This is a genomic window from Nostoc sp. LPT (assembly GCF_017115165.1).
Taxonomy (GTDB): Bacteria; Cyanobacteriota; Cyanobacteriia; order Cyanobacteriales; family Nostocaceae; genus Nostoc.
This window is the reverse complement of record NZ_JABXKF010000128.1, coordinates 22,273-46,797: the sequence shown is the minus strand read 5'-3', so window position 1 is coordinate 46,797 and position 24,525 is coordinate 22,273. Positions and strand designations below refer to the sequence as shown.

General features: G+C 40.3%; 24 protein-coding genes and 1 pseudogene. 14 read left to right on the top strand and 11 right to left on the bottom strand.

What is annotated here, in order from left to right; genetic code table 11:
• Positions 1–166 precede the first annotated feature (166 nt).
• The 4 genes and pseudogenes from HWQ58_RS23720 to petN form a co-directional block, all read right to left on the bottom strand.
• A complete protein-coding gene (locus HWQ58_RS23720; protein ID WP_292867964.1) occupies positions 167–1,180 on the bottom strand; it encodes an alpha/beta fold hydrolase in 1,014 nt (337 codons plus the stop codon).
• A gap of 215 nt (positions 1,181–1,395) precedes the next feature.
• Positions 1,396–1,580, bottom strand: a pseudogene (locus tag HWQ58_RS23715) (IS4 family transposase); the annotation flags it as partial.
• A 180-nt stretch (positions 1,581–1,760) separates the two neighbouring features.
• Positions 1,761–1,922: a hypothetical protein gene (locus HWQ58_RS23710; protein ID WP_094350864.1), complete on the bottom strand. Its 162-nt coding sequence runs from the start codon at positions 1,920–1,922 to the stop codon at positions 1,761–1,763.
• Positions 1,923–1,929: 7 nt separating this feature from the next.
• On the bottom strand, positions 1,930–2,019 hold the full coding sequence (gene petN / locus HWQ58_RS23705) for a cytochrome b6-f complex subunit PetN (RefSeq protein WP_012408302.1): 90 nt from the start codon (positions 2,017–2,019) through the stop codon (positions 1,930–1,932).
• Positions 2,020–2,303: 284 nt separating this feature from the next.
• Between petN and HWQ58_RS23700 the strand changes: the two genes are divergently transcribed.
• The 5 genes from HWQ58_RS23700 to HWQ58_RS23680 all read left to right on the top strand — a co-directional run bounded on the left by HWQ58_RS23700 (position 2,304) and on the right by HWQ58_RS23680 (position 8,235).
• Entirely contained in the window at positions 2,304–4,190 is a 1,887-nt protein-coding gene (locus HWQ58_RS23700; protein WP_292867961.1) for an ATP-binding protein, read from the top strand.
• Positions 4,191–4,220: 30 nt separating this feature from the next.
• Entirely contained in the window at positions 4,221–5,483 is a 1,263-nt protein-coding gene (locus HWQ58_RS23695; RefSeq protein WP_292867958.1) for a response regulator, read from the top strand.
• Between the two features lie 125 nt (positions 5,484–5,608).
• A complete protein-coding gene (locus HWQ58_RS23690; protein WP_292867970.1) occupies positions 5,609–6,043 on the top strand; it encodes a hypothetical protein in 435 nt (144 codons plus the stop codon).
• Positions 6,044–6,226: 183 nt separating this feature from the next.
• Complete coding sequence (locus tag HWQ58_RS23685) at positions 6,227–6,784, top strand: 3'-5' exonuclease (RefSeq protein WP_292867955.1); 558 nt, start codon at positions 6,227–6,229, stop codon at positions 6,782–6,784.
• A gap of 662 nt (positions 6,785–7,446) precedes the next feature.
• Entirely contained in the window at positions 7,447–8,235 is a 789-nt protein-coding gene (locus HWQ58_RS23680) for a superoxide dismutase (RefSeq protein WP_292867952.1), read from the top strand.
• Positions 8,236–8,757: 522 nt separating this feature from the next.
• On the opposite strand, the gene HWQ58_RS23675 is transcribed toward HWQ58_RS23680, so the two are convergent.
• From HWQ58_RS23675 to HWQ58_RS23660, 4 genes are all read right to left on the bottom strand, one after another.
• On the bottom strand, positions 8,758–10,080 hold the full coding sequence (locus tag HWQ58_RS23675; protein ID WP_292867949.1) for a hypothetical protein: 1,323 nt from the start codon (positions 10,078–10,080) through the stop codon (positions 8,758–8,760).
• A 171-nt stretch (positions 10,081–10,251) separates the two neighbouring features.
• Positions 10,252–10,965, bottom strand: coding sequence for a hypothetical protein (locus HWQ58_RS23670; RefSeq protein WP_292867946.1), 714 nt, complete (start codon positions 10,963–10,965; stop codon positions 10,252–10,254).
• Positions 10,966–12,130: 1,165 nt separating this feature from the next.
• On the bottom strand, positions 12,131–12,403 hold the full coding sequence (locus HWQ58_RS23665; RefSeq protein WP_104909288.1) for a GlsB/YeaQ/YmgE family stress response membrane protein: 273 nt from the start codon (positions 12,401–12,403) through the stop codon (positions 12,131–12,133).
• A 431-nt stretch (positions 12,404–12,834) separates the two neighbouring features.
• Positions 12,835–13,332, bottom strand: coding sequence for a DUF4174 domain-containing protein (locus HWQ58_RS23660; RefSeq protein ID WP_292867943.1), 498 nt, complete (start codon positions 13,330–13,332; stop codon positions 12,835–12,837).
• Between the two features lie 34 nt (positions 13,333–13,366).
• Between HWQ58_RS23660 and HWQ58_RS23655 the strand changes: the two genes are divergently transcribed.
• Complete coding sequence (locus tag HWQ58_RS23655; protein ID WP_292867940.1) at positions 13,367–13,564, top strand: hypothetical protein; 198 nt, start codon at positions 13,367–13,369, stop codon at positions 13,562–13,564.
• Between the two features lie 151 nt (positions 13,565–13,715).
• On the opposite strand, the gene HWQ58_RS23650 is transcribed toward HWQ58_RS23655, so the two are convergent.
• A complete protein-coding gene (locus HWQ58_RS23650; protein ID WP_292867937.1) occupies positions 13,716–14,696 on the bottom strand; it encodes an aldo/keto reductase in 981 nt (326 codons plus the stop codon).
• A gap of 608 nt (positions 14,697–15,304) precedes the next feature.
• On the opposite strand from HWQ58_RS23650, the gene HWQ58_RS23645 reads away from it, so the two are divergent.
• Positions 15,305–15,487 carry a hypothetical protein gene (locus tag HWQ58_RS23645; protein WP_292867934.1) on the top strand — a complete coding sequence of 61 codons (183 nt, stop codon included), beginning with the start codon at positions 15,305–15,307 and terminating at the stop codon, positions 15,485–15,487.
• 251 nt (positions 15,488–15,738) lie between these two features.
• On the opposite strand, the gene HWQ58_RS23640 is transcribed toward HWQ58_RS23645, so the two are convergent.
• Complete coding sequence (locus HWQ58_RS23640; protein ID WP_104909283.1) at positions 15,739–15,927, bottom strand: hypothetical protein; 189 nt, start codon at positions 15,925–15,927, stop codon at positions 15,739–15,741.
• A 310-nt stretch (positions 15,928–16,237) separates the two neighbouring features.
• On the opposite strand from HWQ58_RS23640, the gene HWQ58_RS23635 reads away from it, so the two are divergent.
• From HWQ58_RS23635 to HWQ58_RS23615, 5 genes are all read left to right on the top strand, one after another.
• On the top strand, positions 16,238–16,960 hold the full coding sequence (locus HWQ58_RS23635) for an MFS transporter (RefSeq protein WP_292867929.1): 723 nt from the start codon (positions 16,238–16,240) through the stop codon (positions 16,958–16,960).
• Between the two features lie 6 nt (positions 16,961–16,966).
• The gene (locus tag HWQ58_RS23630; RefSeq protein ID WP_292867926.1) at positions 16,967–17,113 is read left to right on the top strand and encodes a hypothetical protein; all 147 of its coding nucleotides are present in this window, start codon (positions 16,967–16,969) and stop codon (positions 17,111–17,113) included.
• A 306-nt stretch (positions 17,114–17,419) separates the two neighbouring features.
• Positions 17,420–18,520: an alpha/beta hydrolase gene (locus HWQ58_RS23625; protein WP_292867923.1), complete on the top strand. Its 1,101-nt coding sequence runs from the start codon at positions 17,420–17,422 to the stop codon at positions 18,518–18,520.
• A gap of 922 nt (positions 18,521–19,442) precedes the next feature.
• Complete coding sequence (locus tag HWQ58_RS23620; protein WP_292867920.1) at positions 19,443–19,748, top strand: hypothetical protein; 306 nt, start codon at positions 19,443–19,445, stop codon at positions 19,746–19,748.
• A gap of 122 nt (positions 19,749–19,870) precedes the next feature.
• Entirely contained in the window at positions 19,871–20,137 is a 267-nt protein-coding gene (locus HWQ58_RS23615; RefSeq protein ID WP_292867918.1) for a Precorrin-3B methylase, read from the top strand.
• 110 nt (positions 20,138–20,247) lie between these two features.
• On the opposite strand, the gene HWQ58_RS23610 is transcribed toward HWQ58_RS23615, so the two are convergent.
• On the bottom strand, positions 20,248–20,715 hold the full coding sequence (locus tag HWQ58_RS23610; RefSeq protein WP_292867915.1) for a DUF3592 domain-containing protein: 468 nt from the start codon (positions 20,713–20,715) through the stop codon (positions 20,248–20,250).
• A 206-nt stretch (positions 20,716–20,921) separates the two neighbouring features.
• On the opposite strand from HWQ58_RS23610, the gene HWQ58_RS23605 reads away from it, so the two are divergent.
• Both HWQ58_RS23605 and HWQ58_RS23600 read left to right on the top strand, forming a co-directional pair.
• Positions 20,922–23,186: a family 10 glycosylhydrolase gene (locus tag HWQ58_RS23605; RefSeq protein WP_292867912.1), complete on the top strand. Its 2,265-nt coding sequence runs from the start codon at positions 20,922–20,924 to the stop codon at positions 23,184–23,186.
• A 71-nt stretch (positions 23,187–23,257) separates the two neighbouring features.
• Positions 23,258–24,451: an NAD(P)/FAD-dependent oxidoreductase gene (locus tag HWQ58_RS23600; RefSeq protein ID WP_292867909.1), complete on the top strand. Its 1,194-nt coding sequence runs from the start codon at positions 23,258–23,260 to the stop codon at positions 24,449–24,451.
• The last annotated feature ends 74 nt before the right edge of the window (positions 24,452–24,525 follow it).

Below are 24,525 nucleotides of genomic sequence, written 5' to 3'. Positions count from 1 at the left end.
GTCTTACTTATCCTGACTGATTTTCCCCCTCTTTGCAAAAAACTGGGATGCTCCCCTTGTAAGCATTCTTTCCGACGCTCCCCAAGAAATTTTTCCTTTTTTATAATTTGAAGATAAATATCATGTTTTACACAAAAAACGATTTTTTGCAAAATTACGATGCTCATTAGCAATCTGGATTAATACATTTAAGATGTTCACAGCCAAAACCTTGAGTCATCATTGCAGATAGCTGTGGAAAAACTTGTTCATTAAAGTTGAGTTCTTGCATGATTTGGTCATGAGCTTGCCCCTGCACTATCCGCTTTGCCATTTGCTCAAACTCTACCCAAGTTAAATCACTCTCAACAAATGCTTTACTAAGGGTAATTACCAGTTCCTCATAATCATTGTCTTCCAATTTTGTCATCATTCGATGTTCAATGTGAAGCGAATCATCGAAACAGTAATACCAGGATTTTGGTTGCTGCCTAAGTACTCTTCGGAAAAGATCCTGCTGTTTCGAGCGACTAACAACACTATCTGCCTCACTACATACCATTAAAATTGGGGCAGAAACACAGCCTTGAGACTTGTCTAAAACCTGATATCCCAATTCCAAAAATATCCGTAAGGCCTTGAGACAAAAACCTTTATAACCAAAATTGCCGGGTGCATCTTTGTTGAACCATTCAAAGTAAATTGGCAGAAGTTTGATCAGTTGATCGAATATTAAGTAGCAGCTACCTAAATAAGGCGTGAACAATAAGGTGCGGTCAATCTCTTGAGGATGCTCTAAAGCTAACCAAGCAGCTAAAGTTCCACCTGTTGATAATCCACCAATTACAACTTGTTGCCCTAGCGTTTTGGCAATCTCTAACCATTTGATTACAAATTTTTGATAAATCTCAATATCTGTTGGCAGGGGTGGAGGATTTTGAGACTTCCAGTCACCTGAGCGTCCATGACCGGGTTGTAAAGGAATTAGAACGTTATATCCCGTGTTAAAGAAGGCTTTACCAAGCGGCTCGAACTGGTAAGGGCCTGCTGTAAAACCATGCAAAAACAAAAAAACTTTTGAAGTGAAGTCAGGATGAATCAAAAATTTAGAACGGCAGGCTTCATTTTTAAGACCTAATGTGGACTCTAATTGGTGAACTTGCTCTAGAATTTCTACTGTATTTTGAATGCTAACTTTCATTTTTTCATTTATGTAATTATTATGTTCACATACATATAGCAATCCTACTTGAATCCTGCTCAGTATTTTGAAAAGTAAATCTTTGTCTGGCAAGCTTTTAAGCAGCTTAGTTATTCAAAAATTAAATAGGAGTCTTATATAGCGGTTCCCATTCAGATGCGGTACAACATTATATCGCGGGGTGTAGGGGCACGGCAGTGCCCATTGGTGTCAACTTAAGAAGATTTTGCCCAAATATTGTTCGGTGTAAGCGTCAATCTCAAGAGTGGCGCTTACGCCTTGCTTTAACTAATCCAAAGAGCTTTTGACGTTCCACAAGATAAGGAACAGCCTCATGTGCATCACCACGGAGAACAGCTTGTGAAAAATGGTATAAAGCACGAAACACCATTTCTGTACTTGTTTTTGCTGCCGCAGGTCTGGATTTCCTATTCGCGCTGGTCGTTTTCTTGCCATGATGTATATCTAAGAACATCATTATTCATGTTCCTAGATTACATCTTTTACTTACTTTTTGCTGAAGTTGACACCAATGGATAGTATCGCGTCCCCACAAAAAGATTTTTCAATCACAATAAAATTATCGCCGCTTGGGAGTGGCGCTGCGGGTGGTGCGTTTTTCTTCATCTCGACGACGGCGATCGCGCCAATCTGCCAGGGTCAAATAACCAATACCACCAGTCACTACTACGAGCAGCACTACAGCAAATAAAGCCAAAATACTCAAGAATGGACTTTCCACAATACCTCTACAGTCCGTTACGTCCCCACACTACCATTGCAATTGACCAAGTGAACACAACTAACAACGATACCCAACCTAGTGTCAAAATCTCCATAGTCCCACTTTTCAAATAATTACAAAAGGTTTCTAATACTTATCATACAGGGATTGGGCAGGCTGAGATTTTTTTGTTAATGACATTGTAAGTTTTGCGTGCGATGTCTACAACGGGCTATTCGGCGTCGCAAAAAAGACACCAAACAAATTTTCTCGATACGCTAGCATTTTAAGCAACGATAAACACGAATCTAAAAAAGTAGCGATCGCGCTTTCTGACTTGATACTTTGGGAATACTAGGGCTATGCGTATATACTTCCAATCCAGCAACCCCTAATATCATGCCGACATTTTTCAACTATCCTTTCCACTCCAACGGTTTTGTTCCCCACGGACATTGTTATCTCTGGCAAACTGGATTAGTTTCGCTCCACATTATTTCTGATGCCACGATCGCTCTAGCCTATTATTCTATTCCCTTTTTACTGATTTACTTTATTTCCAAGCGTCAAGACGTTCCTTTCAATGGAGTCTTTTTGTTATTTGGTGCTTTTATCATTGCCTGCGGTACTGGACACTTGATAGATATTTGGACGCTTTGGCATCCAGACTATTGGATTGCAGGTGGTTTAAAAGCTTTAACTGCGATTATTTCGATATACACGGCATTTGCGTTATTTTATCTCATGCCTCAAGCTCTGACGCTACCCAGCCCAGCCCAGTTAGAAGCTATCAATCAAGTGCTTTCAACTGAAATTGTCGAGCGTAAACGCATCGAGAAAGAACTACGCCTTGCAGAGGAAGTCGCTCAAAACTCCAGCCAAGCCAAGAGTGAATTTCTTGCCAATATGAGTCATGAACTACGCACACCTCTCAACGGGATTCTCGGCTATACACAAATTCTCCAACGTACAGAATCTTTGAGTGAAAAAGGACGTAAAGGAGTCAGCATCATTTATCAATGTGGTTCTCATCTTTTAACCCTAATTAATGATGTGCTGGATCTCTCCAAAATAGAAGCCCGGAAGTTGGAATTGTATCCTGTTGATTTTTACTTGCCTGCTTTTATAGATAGCGTGGCTGAAATTTGCCGCATCCGGGCAGAACAAAAGGTGATCGCATTTCACATTGAACTCGATCCTGATTTGCCAACGGGTATTCATGCTGATGAAAAACGCTTGCGGCAAGTATTGATTAACTTGCTTAGTAATGCGATTAAATTTACTCATCAAGGCAGTGTCACTTTCAAAGTTCAGGTGATTGGTCAAGAATCAAATACCAATGGACAAACTAATTACAAAATTCGTTTTCAAGTAGTAAATACCGGCACGGGTATAAGCCCTGAACAAGCCGAGAAAATCTTCCAGCCCTTTGAGCAAGTGGGAAATCAAAAACGACAATCTGAAGGTACAGGCTTGGGATTAGCAATCAGCCAAAAAATTGTTTTGTTAATGGGTGGTCAAATTCAGGTGCAAAGTACCTTACGCAAAGGTAGTACTTTCTGGTTTGAGGCAGAATTCCCAGAATCTAAAGACTGGGCAAAGGTTTCTAGAGTGGTTGAGCAAGGAACTATTATTGGTTATCAAGGACAAAGGCGCACGATTTTGATTGCGGATGACAAATGGGAAAACCGATCGGTAATTGTAAATTTACTAGAGCCTGTTGGGTTTACTGTGGTAGAAGCTAGCCAGGGTCAAGAAGCATGGGAACAGGCTCTAGCCCACAAACCAGACTTGATTATCACTGACCTCGTGATGCCTATATTAAATGGATTTGAGTTGATCGAGCGTTTGCGTCAGCCTGGGCCATTTAAAGAAATTGCTGTCATCGCTTCGTCAGCTAGCGTGTTTGCAATCGACCAGCACAAGAGTATTGATGTCGGTGCAGATGCATTTTTACCAAAGCCTGTAGAAGCTGAAACGCTGCTGGAAATGTTACGACAATTTTTGCATCTAGAATGGATTTTTGATGTTAAGGTAGACGCAATCAAAAAAACCTATACAGGTGGTTTGGATCAACAAAATGAGATGATTTATCCTGCCAAAGAGGTTTTACAAGAGTTACTCGAACTGACAGAAAACGGCGATATTCAAAAAATCTTGGAACTGGCTGAAGAACTTTCTGCATCCGATCAGCAGTTAAGCGTTTTTGCCCAGCAAATCGTCCAGCTTGCTAGTAATTTCCAACTCAAACGTTTGGAAACTTTTATTCAACAATGCATTGATTAATTTGAGTTCAAATTCAGTTTGAAATTCATCATGAGCAAAATTCAAAATAACGGATTTATTTTGATTGTGGATGATAATCCGACAAATTTATCTGTCGTGTGTGAAGCGCTCAATAGTGAGGGTTTTCGTTTCCGGGTTGCAGTCGATGGAGAAAGTGCGATCGCTCAAGCCGAACGCAATCAACCAGAGTTGATTTTGCTGGATGTACAAATGCCCGGTATTGATGGATTTGAAACTTGTCGCCGCCTCAAAGCTAATCCTGTTACCCAAAACATTCCGATTATTTTCACTACTGCTTTAGCGGATACGGAGAGCAAAACGAAGGGATTTTCCCTTGGTGCAGTAGACTATATCCCTAAACCGTTTGCCCAAGAGGAAGTTATTGCCAGAGTACGCGTACATTTACAACTCAAACAATTGACTGAATCTTTGGAACAACAAGTCAGCGATCGCACCAAGGCTTTGCAAAAAGCCCAAGTCCAACTAGTGCAGCAAGAGAAACTATCAACACTTGGAGAGTTAATCGCTGGTGTTGGCCATGAAATCAATAACCCGATCAACTTTATTTCTAGTAATATTCCACCCTTGCAAGAACACATTGCAGGAGTAACCAAGTTGTTCCTACTATATGAACAAGAGTATCCAAACCCAACAGCCAAAATTACCAATGCCATTGAGGACTTGGATCTGAACTTTGTTCTCGAAGATATAGTAAAAATCTTAAACTCACTCCAGCTAGGAAGTGAACGAATTAGGAACCTTTCTAATTCACTCCGCAACTTCTGTCGCTCAGACAGGGATGCCAAAATATCTGCTGATTTGCACCAAGGACTAGATAGTACACTAATGATTTTGCAACACCGCCTCAATGCTAATGGCGATCGCCCTCGCATTGAAGTTATTAAAAGTTATGGAGAATTACCACAGGTTCGCTGCTATCTAGGGGAAATGAATCAAGTATTTATGAACATTCTGGCAAATGCAGTTGATGCTCTTGATGAAGCTATAATAGAAGGCAAAATGAGCAATTTAATTCCTCAGATTAAAATTGCCACAGAAATAAATTCTGAACAATTAGTTATAATTCGGATTGCTGACAATGGGGTTGGTATTCCTGAACGGCTTAAAAAACGCTTGTTTGAGCCGTTGTTTACCACGAAAACTGTTGGAAAAGGTACTGGACTTGGCTTGTCGATTGCATATCAAATAATTGTAGAGAAACACAAAGGCATTTTAGAAGTGAATTCTCAACCCGGCATGGGAACCGAGTTCATCATCAAAATTCCTACATGAGAACAATATTTAATTGATTACAAAACTGCTCTAGCATTTATCATATTGGAGACTGGGGAAGAGTTTTCCCAATACCCAATCCGTAATTTATATATAGAGTGAACCCAACTTTAGATCCTCAATTAATGGCAGAACGCATAGAATCTCTCAAGGCTGGAATAGTTGGGGGATTATCTGTATGTTTCGCTTTTGCGATCGCCAGTCTGTTAAATACTCTAGTACTAGCAACATATTTTCAGACACTTGTATGTCTGCAAAGTGATCTTAACTGGCGCTTATGGGTAAGTGGTGCAGTTGCCACTTTTACTGGTTTCCTATTTGGTGTCACCTACCGCTATATCATCCGCTCCGATCGAAATCCCCAACTCAAAGCTGGTGGCGTGTTAGCTTTTGGCTTGGTGCGCGGATTAACTCAGATAGAATTTGGGTGGAATTCTCACAGCACAATTTGGCCATTTTTGGTGTTGGCGGCAGAAAGTTTGTTATGGTTTGCGCTAGCTGCAATTGCTCTTGATATCGCTATTCAATTGAGTTGGGTTAAACCTTTTTCATCAATCTAAATTCTTGTGGTCTTACAGCTACCTGTAAGCCTATACAGGAGGTTGTGGTTTAAATAAATGAAAAAAGCAAAGCTACTGTAAACATTAAGTTTTTGTAGTATAATCCAAACAAAATTCCTACAAAAAATCTCTAAATTTTAACTAAACGTATAACTAATTACCAGTATTAATCATCAATCTAATATGAATACTAAAATATCCCACTATTATTTGATAGTCGATTTGGAAGCCACGTGCTGTAACAGTAAAACTATTCCCCGTCATGAAATGGAAATTATTGAAATCGGTGCAGTGATGCTCAATCGAACAACGTGGGAAATTGATTCAGAGTTTCAGCAATTCATCCAACCTGTGAGACATCCGCAACTGACAGGTTTTTGCACCGAATTGACTAGCATTCGCCAGCTAGATGTTGACGAAGCACCCAAATTTTTAGAAGCAATTTCTCGCTTTAAAGAATGGATTAATTTATTTCCCAACTATATTTTTTGTTCTTGGGGTAATTACGACAAAAAGCAATTTATTCAAGATTGTGCGTTTCATGATTTTCCCTATCCTTTTACTTCAGAACATATAAATATCAAAGAAGAATTTTCAGAATATCTTGGCGTATCTAAAAAATTTGGCATGGCGCAGGCTCTCAATGAGTTGGAGATAGAATTAAAAGGCACACACCATCGTGGCATTGATGATGCTCGCAACATTGCAGCTATTTACAGACAGATGAAAAACAAAAACTAAGCTAAATAATAGAAAAGTTGTAGTAGCATAGCCCAGCTAAAATAGTAAATAAAATCTAGCTATTATGGTGTAAACAAGATATTCACACGGGCGGAATAAACGCCCATAGCACAATAAAAATTAAGAATTTGATTGTTGAAGAAGAATACAGAATTCAGAATTCAGAATTCAGAATTCAGAATTCAGCAATCTTTTAGTGGGGGATTCAGACCCGCCACTGAATTGTTGACCACCAAATTTTCTTGTTTTGTGGGGGTCTTAAACCCAGTTATATCATGTCCGCTTGATTACTTATCAAACCCGAAGAACCCCACCCCGCAAGCGGGGAGGGGATTAAGGGGTGGGGTCAATGACTGTGGGAATCATAACTAATTATGCGGACATGATATTATTCATCCGCTTTTTCGGTCAGAATACCCTTCTTGTATTCTAACGACTGACGCCTCTATTCTGTTCGATAATTATTATTCTTAGCCAAAGAGATTTTTTGGTTACATGGTTTGAATTGTAGGTTTAGAAAATAAAATTTCAGCTATATCTATCTTTGTTTGAATTAACTGAAAACTAAGGTAATATATATAATATTTGGCTTAATGTAACTGCAAACTAACAGTCTACGATCGCGTTATAAGCCAATAATATTGATTTTGAGGCTACAATTTATGATCGGATTTTGGCGAAAAAAAATAGTTTTTTTCTTCACAACAATTGTGTTGACAATTCTGCTAATTTATCACGAACCAGTAGGGGCGCAATTTTTTTCACCAACACCTACTAGACCGTTTACCACTGTAGCTTATCCTAATAGGTCATTAAGTGCTTCTCCCGCACAGCTACCACCATTGCCTTATGCTTATGGGGCACTAGGAAAAGCTATTGATGCTGAAACGATGAAATTGCATCATGACGCACATCATGCTAGCTACGTCAAGAACTTAAATGATGCATTGAAGCAGTATCCAGATTTGCAAAAAAGAAGTGTTGAAGGTTTGCTAGTGAATTTGAACAGCGTACCTGAAGATATTCGGACAAAGGTACGTAATAACGCTGGTGGTCATCTCAACCACACGATTTTTTGGCAACTGATGAGTCCCCAAGGTGGAGGACAACCATCAGGAGCGATCGCTCAAGAAATTAACCAAACTTTTGGCAGCTTTGATGCCTTTAAAAAACAGTTTAATGCAGCGGGTGCAGGTCGTTTCGGTAGTGGTTGGGTTTGGTTAGTACGCAATCCTCAAAAGCAACTCCAGATTGTCACCACAGCAAATCAGGATAACCCAATTATGGAGGGTTCATATCCGATTATGGGTAACGATCTATGGGAACATGCCTATTACCTGAAATATCGCAACCGTCGAGCTGAGTATTTGGATAATTGGTGGAATGTGGTGAATTGGCCGCAGATTAACAGGCGATACCTTTCCTTCTCTACGGGACGCTCCCCGAACTGAACGCTATTACAAAATTGTAATAATAGCGATTCTTATTTGAATAAGTTACACGGGTAGGGTAGCAGAGCTAGCTGTGCTACCCTACTGGCGTGGCAAGGCTAAATTGTTGCAAAAAAATTTGTAGGTTGGGTTGAGGAACGAAACCCAACACTCCGATTGATGTTGGGTAACGCGAAAGCTCAACCCAACCTACCAGTTTAAGGTTTTTAACGCTAACTCAAGCTTATTGGAAACTAGCGCTCCAACTTTTTGCTAAATCCCCTTATGTAATCAATACCTTCGCCAATTTACAAGGCTGAGTTGATTGTATTAACGTCCTGTTCTCAAAGGTTTGGCAAAAACAATAAGTCCTAAAAATTCCTTCAAGGTTTCCTGCAAGGATTTTTTCATGTATTGTCCGCAGTATCAAGGGTTTGAGCTTCCAAACCACCTTGTAAGCTAAACGCTTATGTATGAGTCATTTTGCCGTTTTTGCCAAAATTTTTCTAGGCTCTTATTTTGGCAAAGGTATTGATAATATAATTACGAACTAAGGATTTTTAAAGTTCGGTGTTTATTACGGACTATCCATAGTAGAACAATTAGCAATACAAGCGCTTTGATCGTTGATGGCTCCATTACCTTTTTCACTTCCGTAGGGCTTTGAGGAGTCACACTACATGGAATTTCAATTATCTGTGTGTGATTGGAACCATTACCACTGGGAGTCAGATCGCATTCGCCTTTGTTGTTGAGAGACAAAGGTGTATTTCCTGGAGAAACAGGTGCAGGTGGTTGAGGAGATGAAGAAACAGGTGGTTGAGCTGAAGAACTATCACCACCCAGTAGTAGAAGCAGAATTAAACCAAGACCCCCAACGCCGATTATTGGCCAAAGTGGAAAGGAATTAGAACTGTCTGGTACCAAGACATCTCCCGCAGAACTAGGGAAAGCATCAAAAGCTATTGTTTCTCCATCCAAGGCTAGTGGATTGTCACTCAGCAAAGTATCTCCTGCGATATCTTCTCCTAATATCTGATTAAATTCCGCTGGAATCGCATTATTGGGGCGTCCGAGTTGTCCACCTTCTTCGGAGTATGGAAAGGATAGTACTTCAAAAATCTTCTGTTGGAGTTGGTTCTGATCTCCAGAACTCAACGCATCTAAGCCTGTAGAGATTTTATCTAAATAAAAATTTGTCATCTCTGGCGACAGACCTAGAGACTGAATCTGCTCTTGAATGTTGGAAATTTGTGAAACCTCTTCAAACAGCAGTCGTCCGTATGACAATTTCAGGTCTAGTAATCCATTACGGAGGCTAACAGAGTCATTGACTCCTGAATATGGTGCCCAGTAGAACTGCTTGGTTACAAGTCCGAGTCCTTCTACTGGATTGCGACCAAAACTTTGTCCAAGAAGGTATTGAGATCCATCCATGATTGCGGGAGATGCGTTTCTCCAAAATGAGGCGTAAGGCACCGCAGAGAGATTGGGATTATTGCTGTAGAAGCTAGCAAAATTCTGGAAGTTTTTCTCCCCACCGGCTGCTCGGATCAGAAGGTTTTGATAACTAGTCCCATTGTTTAACTCCACTAATTGTTGGATTACCGATCCAGTCTTATTGCAGGTCAGACCAAATCCCACATCACATCCAGGAATGACTCGCATCTGGCTCAAATTCTGGTTATTAATTTGATACTGGAGATACTCAGACTCCAGTCCTTGTTGGATACCATAGCGCCCAATATTTAGCTGTGCAAAAGCAGACTGACACGTAGTGAGTACTACTGCAACAGATGAAAATGCGATCGCTGCAAAGCGAACTACTTTCGGCATCGCAATTCTTTGAACAATTGATTTAGACAAGATGCACCTCTACTAGACGACAACAATTTAATTGGGCATAGGGCATGGGGCATAGGGCATGGAGAAGAGACAAAGTAGACGAAGAAGAGGGGAAAGACAAGGGAGAGACTTGTTTAATAATTCCCCCTTGTCCCTTTGTCTCCTCTGCTGCTCTGCTCCTCATTCCCCAGTTCAACTCTTAGCTAAATAAATGTTGATCGTGATTCCTGTACCTTTGAGATTTCCTGATGAGAGTGTGTGATATAAGACTATCGCCCGGTTTGGTTGGTCAAAAAGATACCCACGACGTGTAGGTTTGATTTTCCCTTCCTTGACTAAGGAAACGAAGGCTTGTAGATATCTACGTATACCCTGACGGTTCTCTTTAGTAGTATTCGTATGACGCTCAATCAGCATCATAAAGAAGTCCAAACTCCGATTTTCCTGCCCTTGAATCAGACTGCCTTCATCTAGGAAAGAACTTGCTATGAGCCTGCTATTAACTTGTTTGACCTTAAATAAAGTAAAATAACGTCCCTCTTTTTTAGGATCGTTGGCATAACAGACCCAGGAACCCTCTTTATTTTGTGTAAAACCCTGTTCAGCAAGGTAAGAAAGCAAAGAATTATTTGCCTTAGTTTGTGGTGGAGGTAATAAATCTTCAATAGGATCTAAAGAGCAAATCCTCTGTGTTGTTTTCTGTGGATAAACAGCAGGAGTCTGTTGGGTATTGACGCGAAAGGGCTTATCATCAGACATTTGTGGTGTTTTCTGTGGATAAACAGCCGGAGTCTGTTGGGTATTGATGTGAAAAGGTTTGTCATCAGACATTGCCATGCTAGACATTGCAGCCAACGCAGATACTTGGAGAACGATCGCTCCAAACAAACGAACTATGATATTCATGTTTTTCCTGTTACTCTTACTGACTTTGTGAATAATCGAATTTTTACTAGATCGAGATTGATCTAGCAGTCCTAAATTATTTGTTAAATTTAAGTGTTTGCCTAATTTGAGCGAGCGTAGCTTAAGTTTTCACTAATCAAATAGGACTTCTATATAGGTAACTAAGCACAAAGAGAATCAATATCTAAATAAAACACACAATGTTAATGTATTCTTGACAATACAAATTCGGCTTTTTGATATTACATATACAAAAAACTATTGACATTGTGTCAAAACTTTTCTATTTACTCTTGTCTAATTTTTTGCCATCTTAAGAGGGTTTTATGCCTTTTTCGCTGGCTATGATGATTCCGAAAAAAGAGCTTTAGTTAGCTCTTTAGTACCTTATATAAACAGATTCTCAAAAGCTCTGTGCTTTGCACATTAGGGCTTTTGGTGATTTCCTGGGTAGGTTGAATAATTTTTTGTTTTTTGGAGGTAGCACACCTAACTAGCTGTTTCAGCATGGTTACAAATTGATGTATAAATAATATCTCCCTGACAGTAAGATAATATTACCATGAGCTTGAGACGCGCAACAGTATTGTGGACAGTTGTCAAAGTTGTACACTGGGAATCGTAACTACCTCTTCATTAAATTTTATAGCAAATAGCTCAGAGGCAAGCTTAATCTATTTATACACCATTAGTATTAAGTTCTTAAATATTAGTAGTGTGTAAACTACTATTAGCATGTCTTAAATATAACTTTAATTGAGATAAAACACGTATAACTAATAGATTGCGATCGCTAACCCAAGTTTTTAATTATCCTACCAGGCGATGTCTATGATGGGCTACGCCTATGCACCAAAGAAAATTAAGTTAGATTACAAGTATAAAATTTGCGATTTATCACGCTGTTGCTGTTGTTGCCACAGACTTTATAAGCCTGTAATGCAGAGATTTACGACTTCTCTAATACCAATTCAAAAAATGTTCGCGACACATAGGGCATCCAAAATAAAATCATAGCCTCAACATTATTCAAGTTGATAATGTTGAGGCTATCAGCATGACAAGCAGCAAATTTTGTCAAGAATTGTTGATAAATAGAACTTACACATTGACAGGTAAGATAAAAATTGCGTAAGTTCTAAATTAGTTAATTCAATTTAATTTATTACAAAGCACTGCGGCTAGTTAACGCGTTCCACAAGAAGACTGCAACAATTGCACCAAGAACTGCCACTGCAATACCGGGAATACTCAAAGAGGGAGCCGCTAGAGCAAAGCTTCCTGTACTGAAGAATACACCCAAACTACCACCAATAAAAGCACCAACAATTCCTAATAAAATTGTTGCTAAAATTCCGCCGCCTTGATGACCAGGGTAGATAGCCTTTGCGATCGCACCAGCAATTAGACCTAAAACAATCCAAGCAAGAATATTCATTGTTTTTATTTGATAAACGTTTTCTAGTGACAAATACACAATAGCAATCCAAATATTGACATTCAATCTCCCAACAGAAGCAATGATCGATAGCCTTGAGGATGAACCCTATTACTTCTTGTGATGAACTACCTTAATTAGAGATGGATAATAAAAAAAAGCTCCTAGTAGGTCTAAAACTAGGAGCTAATAAATTCATTGCTTGATAATTGCAGTATATGCGTTTTTAATGAGTGTTCTCATCTACTTGAAGAATTAAGCTCAGGTTTGAAAGCAGATACTTTTATAGGTTCGCACTTAAGTTTACTCAACTTGTAGAACTCTAATGCTGTAAGAGGTTTGCACTTGAGGATTGGCGTAGCATTTGTAGTAAAGGGCAATTACCTGTATTTGCATTAATGTTAAACAATAAAACCAATTGCTTTACCAATTTATCGTTCTTGCATTTCTTGCTGACGCATCGGCATAGCGTCAATTTGCTTAAAAATTGCTGTCGCTGGCACTGGTGTAGTTTCTTGGCGCTTAACACCACCATCTTTGCCGATCAAAATGACACGAAAATTTTCTTGCTCAACCCCAAAACGATTTCGCAAATTGGCAACAGAAGACTCATCTATTAACTGTCCGTTGGCATAGCTTTTATCTGTTGCCAAAACTTGAACGAGAACTAAATCTCGGTCTTTAAAACCATTTTGGTGTTGGTTAAATACCTGCATCTGTTGCTGATAGTTATGGTTATCAACAGACGGTGCAAAGATTAGCAGCACCCGGTTTTGCCATTTTTGGGAACTGAGGTTAAATGAAGACATTTTGATAGTATGGGTTGCTTGGACAGTACCAGCAATGCTGACGGGCGATAGCGCTATAGACACGGCGATCGTCAGGGCGATTAATACTGAGTTATTCACTTCAGGGCTTGTTAGGCTCATAATACAGACAATGACATAAACGAGGTTTGATGAAATGTCAGAAGCTTGGACAGACTCTTCTCAACTACAACAGTGGCATCAAGGTATTGAAATGGCTAACCGCAATAACATTTTCTGTCATTGTCGTAATTGTAACTATGAATGGGTGGACTCTGTGATTGATGCAGTCTGTAGTAAATGCGGCAGCAAAGATATTGAACATATCTCGTGCTGGCAGTTTCCAGATGATTGAATGAGTATCCAGATATGTAGTTGATAAAATAGCGATCGCCACTTTTGACATTTTCTCTGAGAATTCTGGGTGATTACTTTGTTAAGTTGCGGTAATGTCTGCTTGTGCATCTAAAGGGGAATTTTCAAAAATACTCCAGCACTCAGATAGATCAACGGTTAACAGTACTCATATCAGGATAGCGTTCGCCAGCTGCCACATTTTTTGGTGCAACTGTTTCAAGTCGATTCAAATCTTGTTCAGTTAGGATAATTTCGGTAGCTGCAATATTCTCTTCCAAGTAAGTACGGCGTTTTGTACCAGGTATTGGGACAATATCTTCTCCTTGAGCGAATAGCCATGCTAAAGCAAGCTGACTAGAAGTTACTCCTTTTTCGCTGGCGATCGCTTTGACTTGCTCTACTAATTGCAGGTTTTTATAAAAATTCTCACCTTGAAAGCGAGGAGAATTTCTTCGATAGTCATCAGCTGCAAGATCGTCAGGGCTAGCGATCGCACCTGATAAAAATCCTCTTCCTAATGGGCTATAAGGAACAAACCCAATTCCTAATTCCCGCACAGTAGGTAAAATTTCATCCTCTGGCTCTCGACTCCAAAGAGAGTATTCTGTTTGCAGTGCAGTAATCGGGTGAACTGCTACAGCCCGTCGAATCGTCGCCGGAGCAGCTTCCGAAAGCCCCAGATAACGCACTTTTCCCAGTTTGACTAACTCTGCCATTGCCCCGACTGTATCTTCAATGGGGACAGTTGAATCTACTCGATGTTGATAATAGAGGTCAATTACTTCCACCCCCAGACGTTTTAGCGAGGCATCGCAAGCTTGATGGACATATTCTGGTCTACCATCAACCCCTTTAAAACCACCATTTTCAGTACGGACATTGCCAAATTTAGTTGCTAAAACTACTCGATCTCGGCGGTCTTTAATTGCTTTGCCTACTAGTTGCTCGTTGGTAAACGGCCCATACATATCAGCAGTATCGAGAAAATTCACTCCCAGTTCTAATGCTCGATGAATTGTAGCGATTGCCTCAGTTTCATCACGACCGCTATAGAACTCAGACATTCCCATGCAACCAAGTCCGATAGTTGAAACTTCTAACCCTTGTTTGCCTAGCTTTCTGGTTCTCATAAAATAATTTCCTACTCAGTAATTGGTCTTAGAATATTACGCCTTTCAGCATTATCCCTTTCCCTTTTACCAAGTCATCTATTATTAGAAGTATTTACACTGATACAAGTATGTTGATTTGCGGGTACTTCACATTTATTTTACCAGCCGCGTTAAGACAGCTTTCTAGCTTACGCACTTTTACTATGGGTTTTCTAGTAAATTACTAGCCAGTTGTAGCGTTCGCGCAGCGTCTCGTAGAGAAGCGATGACCAAACGCTATGAATTGGCTGCTGAGTTATTTTACAGCGTTGGGTCAACAACTGGCGATTTGTGGTTGTTCTGTTGATATCTTATTTAAACTGCAAAATACAGAGTTGTAATGCCAAATTGCCAGAACCTTTGAATATGGTATCGTCACTTCAACTTTTTCTTAGAGGAGAAGTGGAAAGAGTTGATGGCAGTTTGGTTAAATACCTCCACCAATTCAAGAGACAACTTTTAGCAAAAGTTCGTTAAGCACCCACAATAATGGTCGGTTGTTACATACACCAGTCTAATTGTTATTTGTCAGAATGTAGTGGTGCAATCTATTGCACTCTTACAAAAGCTAAATACAGAGGTAAAATATGTTTCCTTTTTGGGGTAATCCATGTTACGGAAGCGAACCCATTTCGCACAAAACTAGCTTAGAGCGGAAATTAAAATTCTTGATTTGGATGCGAGATGATTTAGAGTCAAAACTAGCTGGTATTAATGCTTCTATTAATACCATTCGTCAGCAAATAGAACGTTCAGACTCACCTACTTAGAACTTAACTGATACAGCAATTCATCTCATCACTTACCCAATAAGCAAGTGATGAGATGAATTGCAAGTGAGTTGACGACTATTAAGGTGATTTCTGATGAAAAAAATACCTATATTGACGAGTTTCGACTACTTCGATGCTCAGTACAAGTTCGCTTAACTCTCGACCACTCAGTTGGTTGAGCGAACGCGAGTGCGTCTCGCAGAGAAGTCGAAACCAACGGCTATGATAAATTTATTACTAGAATTCATTTAACCAGTCAACTTAATGACACCTTGGCTCACCAGAGATTCAAGCTGAGAATGATGCTGTGTTTGCTCTCGTAGCAACTTGAGTTGCGCGTAACTGAGAATGTGTAATCCTGGTCGGACAACATAACCTTCAATGGTAATGCTTTGTGGCTGCTGGCTGTCGGTGCGATTGTAGCTAATTGAAGGCATATTTACAAAGGGCAAGTTAGAACTGATTAGTAGAAGAGAGTTTGATTCTTCACTCTCTTATAGCTTCACACAAGTTTCTCTTAAAGGGTGACTAAGGGTTGCGTTTGGCTTCCAGTATTGAAAGAAACTATGGAAGTTATCGCCAAAGATATGTAAAAAACTTTAGTTAATTAATCTAGTCGTTATAACTAATAATTGATTGCTGACTTGATTAGAAGGGGTTTCCTTTTTCTTTTCTTTGTCGTTGCAATGCTTCTTCGTACCACTCTAATTTATCCAAAAATTGACCGACTATTTTGGTCAAAGCAGCATGGTTGCTAAAATTGTTCCCTCTAGAAAGCTTGGGATTTTTTATGGTACTCTAGCAGCAACTGGTAATCTGATGAGTATTTGTGGTGCTGCGATCGCTGGCTTACTGCTTAAGGAAATTGCTCAACCATTTAACTTTGCTTTGTGTTTTTTGTGTGCCAGTTTGGCAATGGCTCTATCTTGGTTTTTTATGTCTAGGACGCGAGAGCCAGTAACTACCACATTATCAGCCTTTGAAACTAGACATGAGTTTTGGGACAGTCTAAGTGTTATTCTTCGGTGCGATGAGAATTTCCGTTGCTTTGTGATCGCACGTATGATCTCCCAGTTAGCACTGATGCCACTTCCCTTCTATACACTCTATGCCGTACATCAATATGGGATGGGAGAAGCATCTGTTGGGTTAATTACTACTCTATTGATGGTTACACAAACTATTGCTGGATTGGTTTTGGGTTGGTTAGGCGATCGCACTGGTTGCAAGTTGGTTTTACAAATTGGTTGTGTCGCCTGTGCATTCAGTTCGCTTTTAGCTTGTTTGGCACCAAATGCCAACTGGTTTTACTTGGTATTTATAGGAGAGGGAATAGGTATGATAGCTCTACAAAATATTGCTGCGGTAATGACCTTAGAGTTTGGAAACCAACACCAACGACCAGCCTATATTGGTCTTGGTAATACTCTTATTGCCCCTGCCAGCATCCTTGCTCCTCTACTAGGTTGATGGATAGTGGAGAATATTGACTATAGAACTACCTTCTTGGTAGCAGCTATCGGTGCATTAGTTACAGCACTGCTTTTGCACGTAGGAGTAAGCAATCCACGCTATCTTGAACAAAATTTTAGTAACGACTCAGTTAATGTTTTGCCTGAGTAGTAAGCATTTGATATTAATTCGTAATTTCTAATGCGAATGCGCTAACATGCTGTAGGATCATGCACCTGTCACTAACACACCCCTACTGATATGAAAAGTTGTTAATTAATAAAAATTAGGAGGCAGAGGGAATATTTTTTATTAATAGTTATTTTTGCCAATCTACACTGTTTATCAACTAAACATTTTTATCACCCCCAAAACACTGTATAAATCATTCTTGGGAGTGAAAGTTGATGATTTTAACTATGGTATGAAACTAAAAGCAGTTAACAAAGCATTCCAAGGTTTAGGCTCATGATATTCATGCCTCATAATTTTCTGATTGTATGGCTGTTTCAACTGCTGTCCGTTGGGGTACTTGGTGGGGGGATCTACATTCTCTATGAGTGGTATGAACGAGAACTTGTAGGAACGCCCTACTTAGTAGCTGGACTAGTAATGTTTCTGTGGTCTTTTGGCGGTCGTTTTATCAGTTTGCCACTGCTGCGCCGTCCTGGAAGTGAGGAACCCAAGTTTATGCGTAGTAAAACCGTGCAGCGCTTGCTACGTCCAGATGGGAGCGTGTTGCAAGTAGAGTTTTTTGGCCCTGAAGATGGTCAACCAATTATCTTGTCACACGGTTGGGGGCCAAACAGTACTGTATGGTATTATGCCAAACGACAATTAAGCGATCGCTTCCGAGTAATTGTTTGGGATCTACCAGGGTTAGGAAAATCCGCTAAACCGAAAAACAACGATCACTCTATAGAAAAATATGCCCGTGACTTGGAAGCTGTTGTCGCCATAGCAGGGGATAAACCTGTTATCTTGTTGGGACACAGCATGGGCGGAATGATTAACCTGACATTCTGTCGTCTGTTTCCAGAGCAATTGGGGAGTCGAGTTGCTGGCTTAATTCTTGTAGATACTACTTACACCAATCCGGTAAAAACTTGTATCTTTAGCAACGTGGTACGTAAATTGCAAAAACCCCTACTCGAACCCGTGTTGTACTTGACTATCGTGCTGTGGCCAATTTTTTGGTTAATGACTTGGCTCTCGTATTTAAATGGTTCGCTGTACATCACCGTGGAACTATCTGGATTTACAGGTACTGAAACACGCGGTCAACTCAGTTTTGCAGGTCTATTATCAGCATTGGGTTCGCCTGGTGTTCTGGCTCGTGGCACACTGGCAATGTTCAACTTTGACGAAACAGACACACTTGCAACTATTAATGTTCCTGTGTTGGTTGTTTGCGGCGCTTCAGATATAGCGACAAAACCTGTGGCGAGCGATCGCATGAAAGCAGAATTACCTTACTCTGAAAGAGTCACCCTACAACCAGGTGGACACATGGCATTGATGGAACAAAACCAGCAGTTTGCCGAAGCAGTTAGCACATTTTCTGCTGGCTGCTCATAACTAGGAGGTAGCAGTAGACAGGAGGGAAATATACAAGGCTAAAATTCAGGTAAATTAAATATTGTTCCTAAAAATGAAAATTAAATATGGTATATCTTAAAAATTGCTCGTTGCTGTCTCCTAATTTTTCTCCTCAGCCGATACAAATAGTCTTGAGTCATGTCAAAGATAGAGCATGAATTTTGTGTTGTAGAAAAAGCAATCTTAAAAAGCTTTAATCATCAATCTCTACTCTCCAAGGACGATTCGGGTTGGAGCGGCATCCACTTCCAGTTCACTCGGAGCATAAACGCAAGTGCATTGCCAGTGCTACAATTTTGCCAAAAAATTGAGGATAAAGTCTTTCTGCCTGTTGGAAGGAAGTGAACGTTTATAAGAAGAGAATAAACAAATAGAGCTTTTAGGCGAGATGTTTGAAGCTTTGTTAGGAGCAATATATTTACACTATGATAAGACATTTTCCCTAGCTAGCGATTGGCTAATAAAGCATTTCATAAAGGATACTGTTGACGAGTTCCTCAAATCCAATCAAATTTTAGAATAATTGCCAGTAGACTCTTCACAAGCTATTAGTTCAATGAATGTCGATGAATCATATAAAATTCTATGGCAGATGAAAAAAGAGGCTGATGCTTTAGTAGCGTAAGATGATAAATTACAGACTCTCTTATCTTGGATACATCAGAAATCATCTTTAGTTGATACTAGCTACAAACATACAGAAGTTAGAGCTTTTTATCTAGCTCTCATCCGTATATTTGGTCTTGGCTTTGTTCGTAATTGTGACCCAACTGTAAATAGTAATAGCAAAGTTCGGAATTTTTTTGACAGCTTCAATCGTGTAAATACTCTTGGACTTAAACTTTCTTTTAAATTTAACCCTAAGTTTGATCCGGCTAATGTCCTTGCATCAATTTTGATAGTGGATATTGAGCCTGAACTCAAGCAAGCCCTGCAACAATTAAAAATCGAATTACCTAATCCAAAAACAGAACAAGTAAGATTTGAGGAATGGCGACAAAAATATGGTCAAAACTGGCTTGATAGAATAAGACAGTTGATTGGTTATGATTTAGTATTGAACGAACATCAAAAGGAATTATTAAAGAAATATTATGAAAAAAATTTAGTAATCTTAGATTTGATGAATGATAGTAAATTAGCTGATGAAGTAAAACAGGATATAAAAGAAACTTTATTCTTACCTACTCAGAGTAACAACATTTAAAAATAATATTTAATAATCTAATACAAAACCGTCATTAGTGAAGTATTTGATTGGGATTATTTGCAATTGTCAAGATAAATCTGACTTGCTAGGATGGCATTAGAAATTTATAGCATTTAAGTATGACCAAGCAAGACACTCCACTTACGGGAGACGCACTGATTAAAGAAGTTTGTCGGCGGATTCGAGTAGCCCGCAGCTATTGGGATGCTCACAACAATGCTGCTTGTCGGGGCGAACGCGATCGCGCCTTAGTCCTTTACAATACCCTGACTAAGGAAGAAAAAGACCAGATTCCGCAAGTGTTGCGGGTGTGGTTGCGTTACCGCAGTGAGAAATATTTTGGCGCACACCGAACGCCGCCAAAGTCAGCACGAAAATCAAAATAGTCCAATGACTACCAAGACAACTTTTCTCCCAGTACTTTTGTGTAAGTAAGTCGGCGGCAAGGCGATGGCGCATTTCCATTTTGAGCAATATTAACTGACCAAATCTATAGTTACCCACCTGAAGACCAGCGTACGGGCAACAGTGTGCCCACGCTAAAAACCACAGCTAACCCACCCATACCAAACATTCCCCAAGGTACTAAGCCTTCCAGCGGATTCACCACACGCGCAGTGCTTGTCGGTTGTTTAGGATTGTAACGTATGACCACCATCTGACCGTTGCTGGAGCGGTAGGACTCATAACTGCCTGTAAAGCGAGTGCGTTTACCGTTGGCTAGAAACTCGATAACTGGCGCATAGGTTTCTTTTTGCTCATTATCATTATTGTTCGTACTGCTGCGATCGCGACGACTGATGCTGTCTACCACCGTGCCGCCTGTTTCGTTTAGCGTTGCACTTTCGTGGGCGATGATGTTACGTACCCAAAAACCGCCTCCAATGAACAGCAATCCAATGGCCAGCCCAATACTTGCGCTTAGTTTGTCGTCAAAAGTGTTTTGGTGAGGTTTGAAATTCATGGGTTTGACGATGGCACAACAATAAATTTCATCACAGCATCTCGACTAGAGCTTACATTTGAAACATTTTTATTTGGCACTACTAACGTTATAACTGCGTCAAATATCTTGCAGCTAAATTACTGCATCAGTTTTCCTGGTGTAGCAATTTAACGTTTATATGGTATGAAATATAACCAATTAACCTCATTTAGTAAGCAAAAGTAATGATAATTAAGTTTTGGGAAAAAAGTAGAAAAATTAATGCAACTCTAACTAACTTACTATTTAAGCCTGTACACAGACAAGTACTACTAGGTCTAAGCAAGCTACACGTAGCGAGCCAAGAAACATCGCCGTGGCTTTTGAAAAAGCGTCTGCTGCCATTATTATGTCTGATATCATTCTTTCTGGTATTGTTACTCAACAGCTTTGCCCCTGCCGTTGCCCAACTACCTCCTCAACCTCGTCAGGAAATTCGGGGAGTGTGGCTAAGTGGTAACGATTTTAGCGTTTTTAGAAATCGTTCACAGGTGCAAGCAGCCATGAGCCAACTGCGGCAGTTAAACTTTAATACTGTTTATCCCGTAGTCTGGAATGATGGTTATACACAATACCCCAGCGCCATCATGCAGAAAATGGGTATTCCCTTTTTCTTCAAAGGAGTAGATGGACAAGATGTAATTGCAGACATTATCACTCAAGCCCGCAGACAAGGGTTACTAGCAATACCCTGGTTTGAATTTGGTTTCATGGTTCCTTTAACTTCGGAACTCGCATCACAGCATCCAGATTGGCTAACCCAAAAAGGGGATGGGACTCAAACTTCAATTAGTGCTGCGGGTGAAGTAGCGTGGTTGAATCCCTTTCACCCGGAAGTGCAAAACTTTATCCGCGGACTCGTCATGGAAGTTATGACTCAATACGATGCTGATGGCGTTCAATTTGACGACCATACGAGTTTACCTAGGGATTTTGGTTACGATAAGTACACGATTAGTCTATATACTCAAGAAACTGGCAATCCTCCTCCACCCAATCCTTTAGCCCAAGCATGGATAAAATGGCGGGCAGATAAAATTACTGCCTTCATGGTAGACCTTTACCAAACCGTGAAAGCTAGAAAACCGAATGCTATTTTTTCAGTTGCTCCTAATTACTATAATTTCGCCTATAAAATGCAACTGCAAGATTGGCTCAACTGGGTGCGGTTGGGTATTGTCGATGAGTTGGTTATGCAGGTGTACCGTAATGATGTAGAAAGTTTTATCGCTCAAATTACCCGCCCAGAAATTTTAGAATCCCAACAAATCATCCCAACTGGTATTGGTATTATGGCGGGGTTACGAAATCGCCCAGTTTCCATACCACAAATCCAATCCCAGGTAGAAGCAGTGCAACAACGCGGTTTAGGTATCGGCTTTTTCTACTACGAAAGCCTTTGGGATATTGCCCCTGAACCAGCAGCACAACGCCAGTCTGCATTTGCGGCTCTTTTCCCAAATTCAGCGTTGCGCGATATCTCGCAAAATACACCCCGCAAGTCAACTTTTAACACCATATCCTTACCTTTATATCCAAAACCTTCCCTTGGGCAACGTGTTCGCGGTTATTTTTTGGAAGTTGCGATCGCAAATGGTCAACCAAAACGTATTTTATTAGATACAGGGTCAGCAGGGCTAAGAGTTCCCAAAGAGTTTTTAGGTAATTCTCCGATCCGAAAAACAGGTCAAAATATCAAGGAGGTATTAAGTGATGGTACTATCCTGGAAGGAGAATTAGTTTATACTAATGTCCGCTTTGGTTTGATTCCCACCGCCGAACCTGTTCCCGTACAGGTTGTTACTAGTCGCCAGTGTACTGCCCAAAAACCTAAATGTTCGGCAAATAGTGGTGGGCCATTTTCTGGAATTGTCGGTGTTAACTATTTTGAAAAATCACTTCCCTATAACCCGTTGCGAAAATTACCAGGCAATCTGAGTAACGGATTTATCGTCGTTGGCAATAGTGGTAGTAACAACAATGGCAGCCTAATTCTCGGTTTAACTGCTGAGAATCAAGCAGGTTTCAAAATGGCTTCTTGGAGTGAACAACCCGAAATTAATGGTGTACCAGGTAAAAGATGGGACTCTCGACTGAGTAAAGTTTGTTTAACTCTTGCTGGAAGTTCTGCGAAAAATTTGTGTAATAGTAGAGCGATCGCTGATACTGGAACTATTAATGGTTTGACTGAATTCAAGTCAGCTTCTACAGCAGGTAAACTCAAACCAGGAGTATTAGGATCAGCAAATGCTGTAAAAGTAGGAATTAATGGCATTTTTGATTACAGTTTAACACCAGGAACCCGTGACGGATTTAATCGCTGGAATTTGAGTATCTCGCCACAAGCAGAACTGCCTATATTTGTAAATCCTGGAATCGCCTTGTTTGATAAATACGATGTACTCTTTGACCAAGTTAATGGTAAACAGGGTTTTCGCAGTCGGCGTTAAAATCTTGAAACTTTCAGTTACCCTGAAGTTAGTTGCCTAATTAATATTGATTGTTGCATAGCATAGAATAGATGACTGAACAAACTTCTAGAATTTGTATCCTTGGCGGAGGCTTTGGTGGACTCTACACAGCCCTGCGGTTAAGCCAATTACCTTGGGAATCTACGCAAAAACCCGAAATTGTTCTGGTAGATCAAAGCGATCGCTTCTTATTCTCTCCTTTTCTTTACGAATTACTCACTGGCGAATTGCAAACCTGGGAAATTGCCCCACCCTTTGAAGAAGTTTTGCAAGGGACAGGAGTGCGTTTTTATCAAGGTGTTGTGTCTGGAATTGACATCGACCAGCAACGGGTAAATATACAAGAAGGCCCAGAAATTCCTTACGACCGATTAGTGCTGGCGCTAGGAGGTGAGACACCACTAGATTTAGTACCTGGTGCCACAGCCTACGCCTACACATTCCGCACAATCTCTGATGCCTATCGTTTAGAAGAACGCCTGCGATTTTTAGAAGAATCAGATGCTGATAAAATTCGGGTAGCGATCGTTGGGGCTGGCTACTGTGGTGTAGAGTTAGCTTGTAAATTAGCCGACAGACTAGGCGAAAGAGGACGCTTTCGGATCGTTGAAATCGCCGACCAAATTTTGCGAACTTCCCCAGAGTTTAATCGGGAAGCAGCAAAGAAAGCAATAGATGCCCGTGGTGTATTTCTTGACTTAGAAACCAAAGTCGAATCAATAGAGCAAAATAGCATTTCCCTAGATTACAAAAACCAGTTAGATACAATTCCCGTGGATTTGGTAATTTGGACTGTAGGAACTAGAGTTGCGCCCGTAGTCAAATCTCTTCCTCTCAAGCAAAATCAGCGTGGTCAAATCACCACTACATCCAATCTGCAAGTTCTTGATCGTCCAGAAATCTTTGCCTTGGGAGATTTAGCAGACTGTCATGATGCTGAAGGACAACAAGTCCCCGCTACCGCACAAGCAGCTTTTCAACAAGCTGATTATACTGCTTGGAATATCTGGGCAACTCTGACTAATCGCCCCCTCCTTCCCTTCCATTACCAACAGTTAGGAGAAATGATGGCACTAGGAATAGACAACGCCACTCTTACTGGTTTGGGAATTAAACTAGATGGGCCTTTGGCATACGTCGCCCGTCGTGCTGCTTATTTATATAGGCTGCCAACTTTAGAGCATCAGCTTAAAGTTGGTTTTAATTGGCTAGCCCGTCCAATAATAGAAACACTTTCTCGATAACTTTCAAGCTTGGGCATTGGGTATTGGTAAAAACCAAGATGTTTGCGATGATTTGTTTTATTTGTGCCAATCTA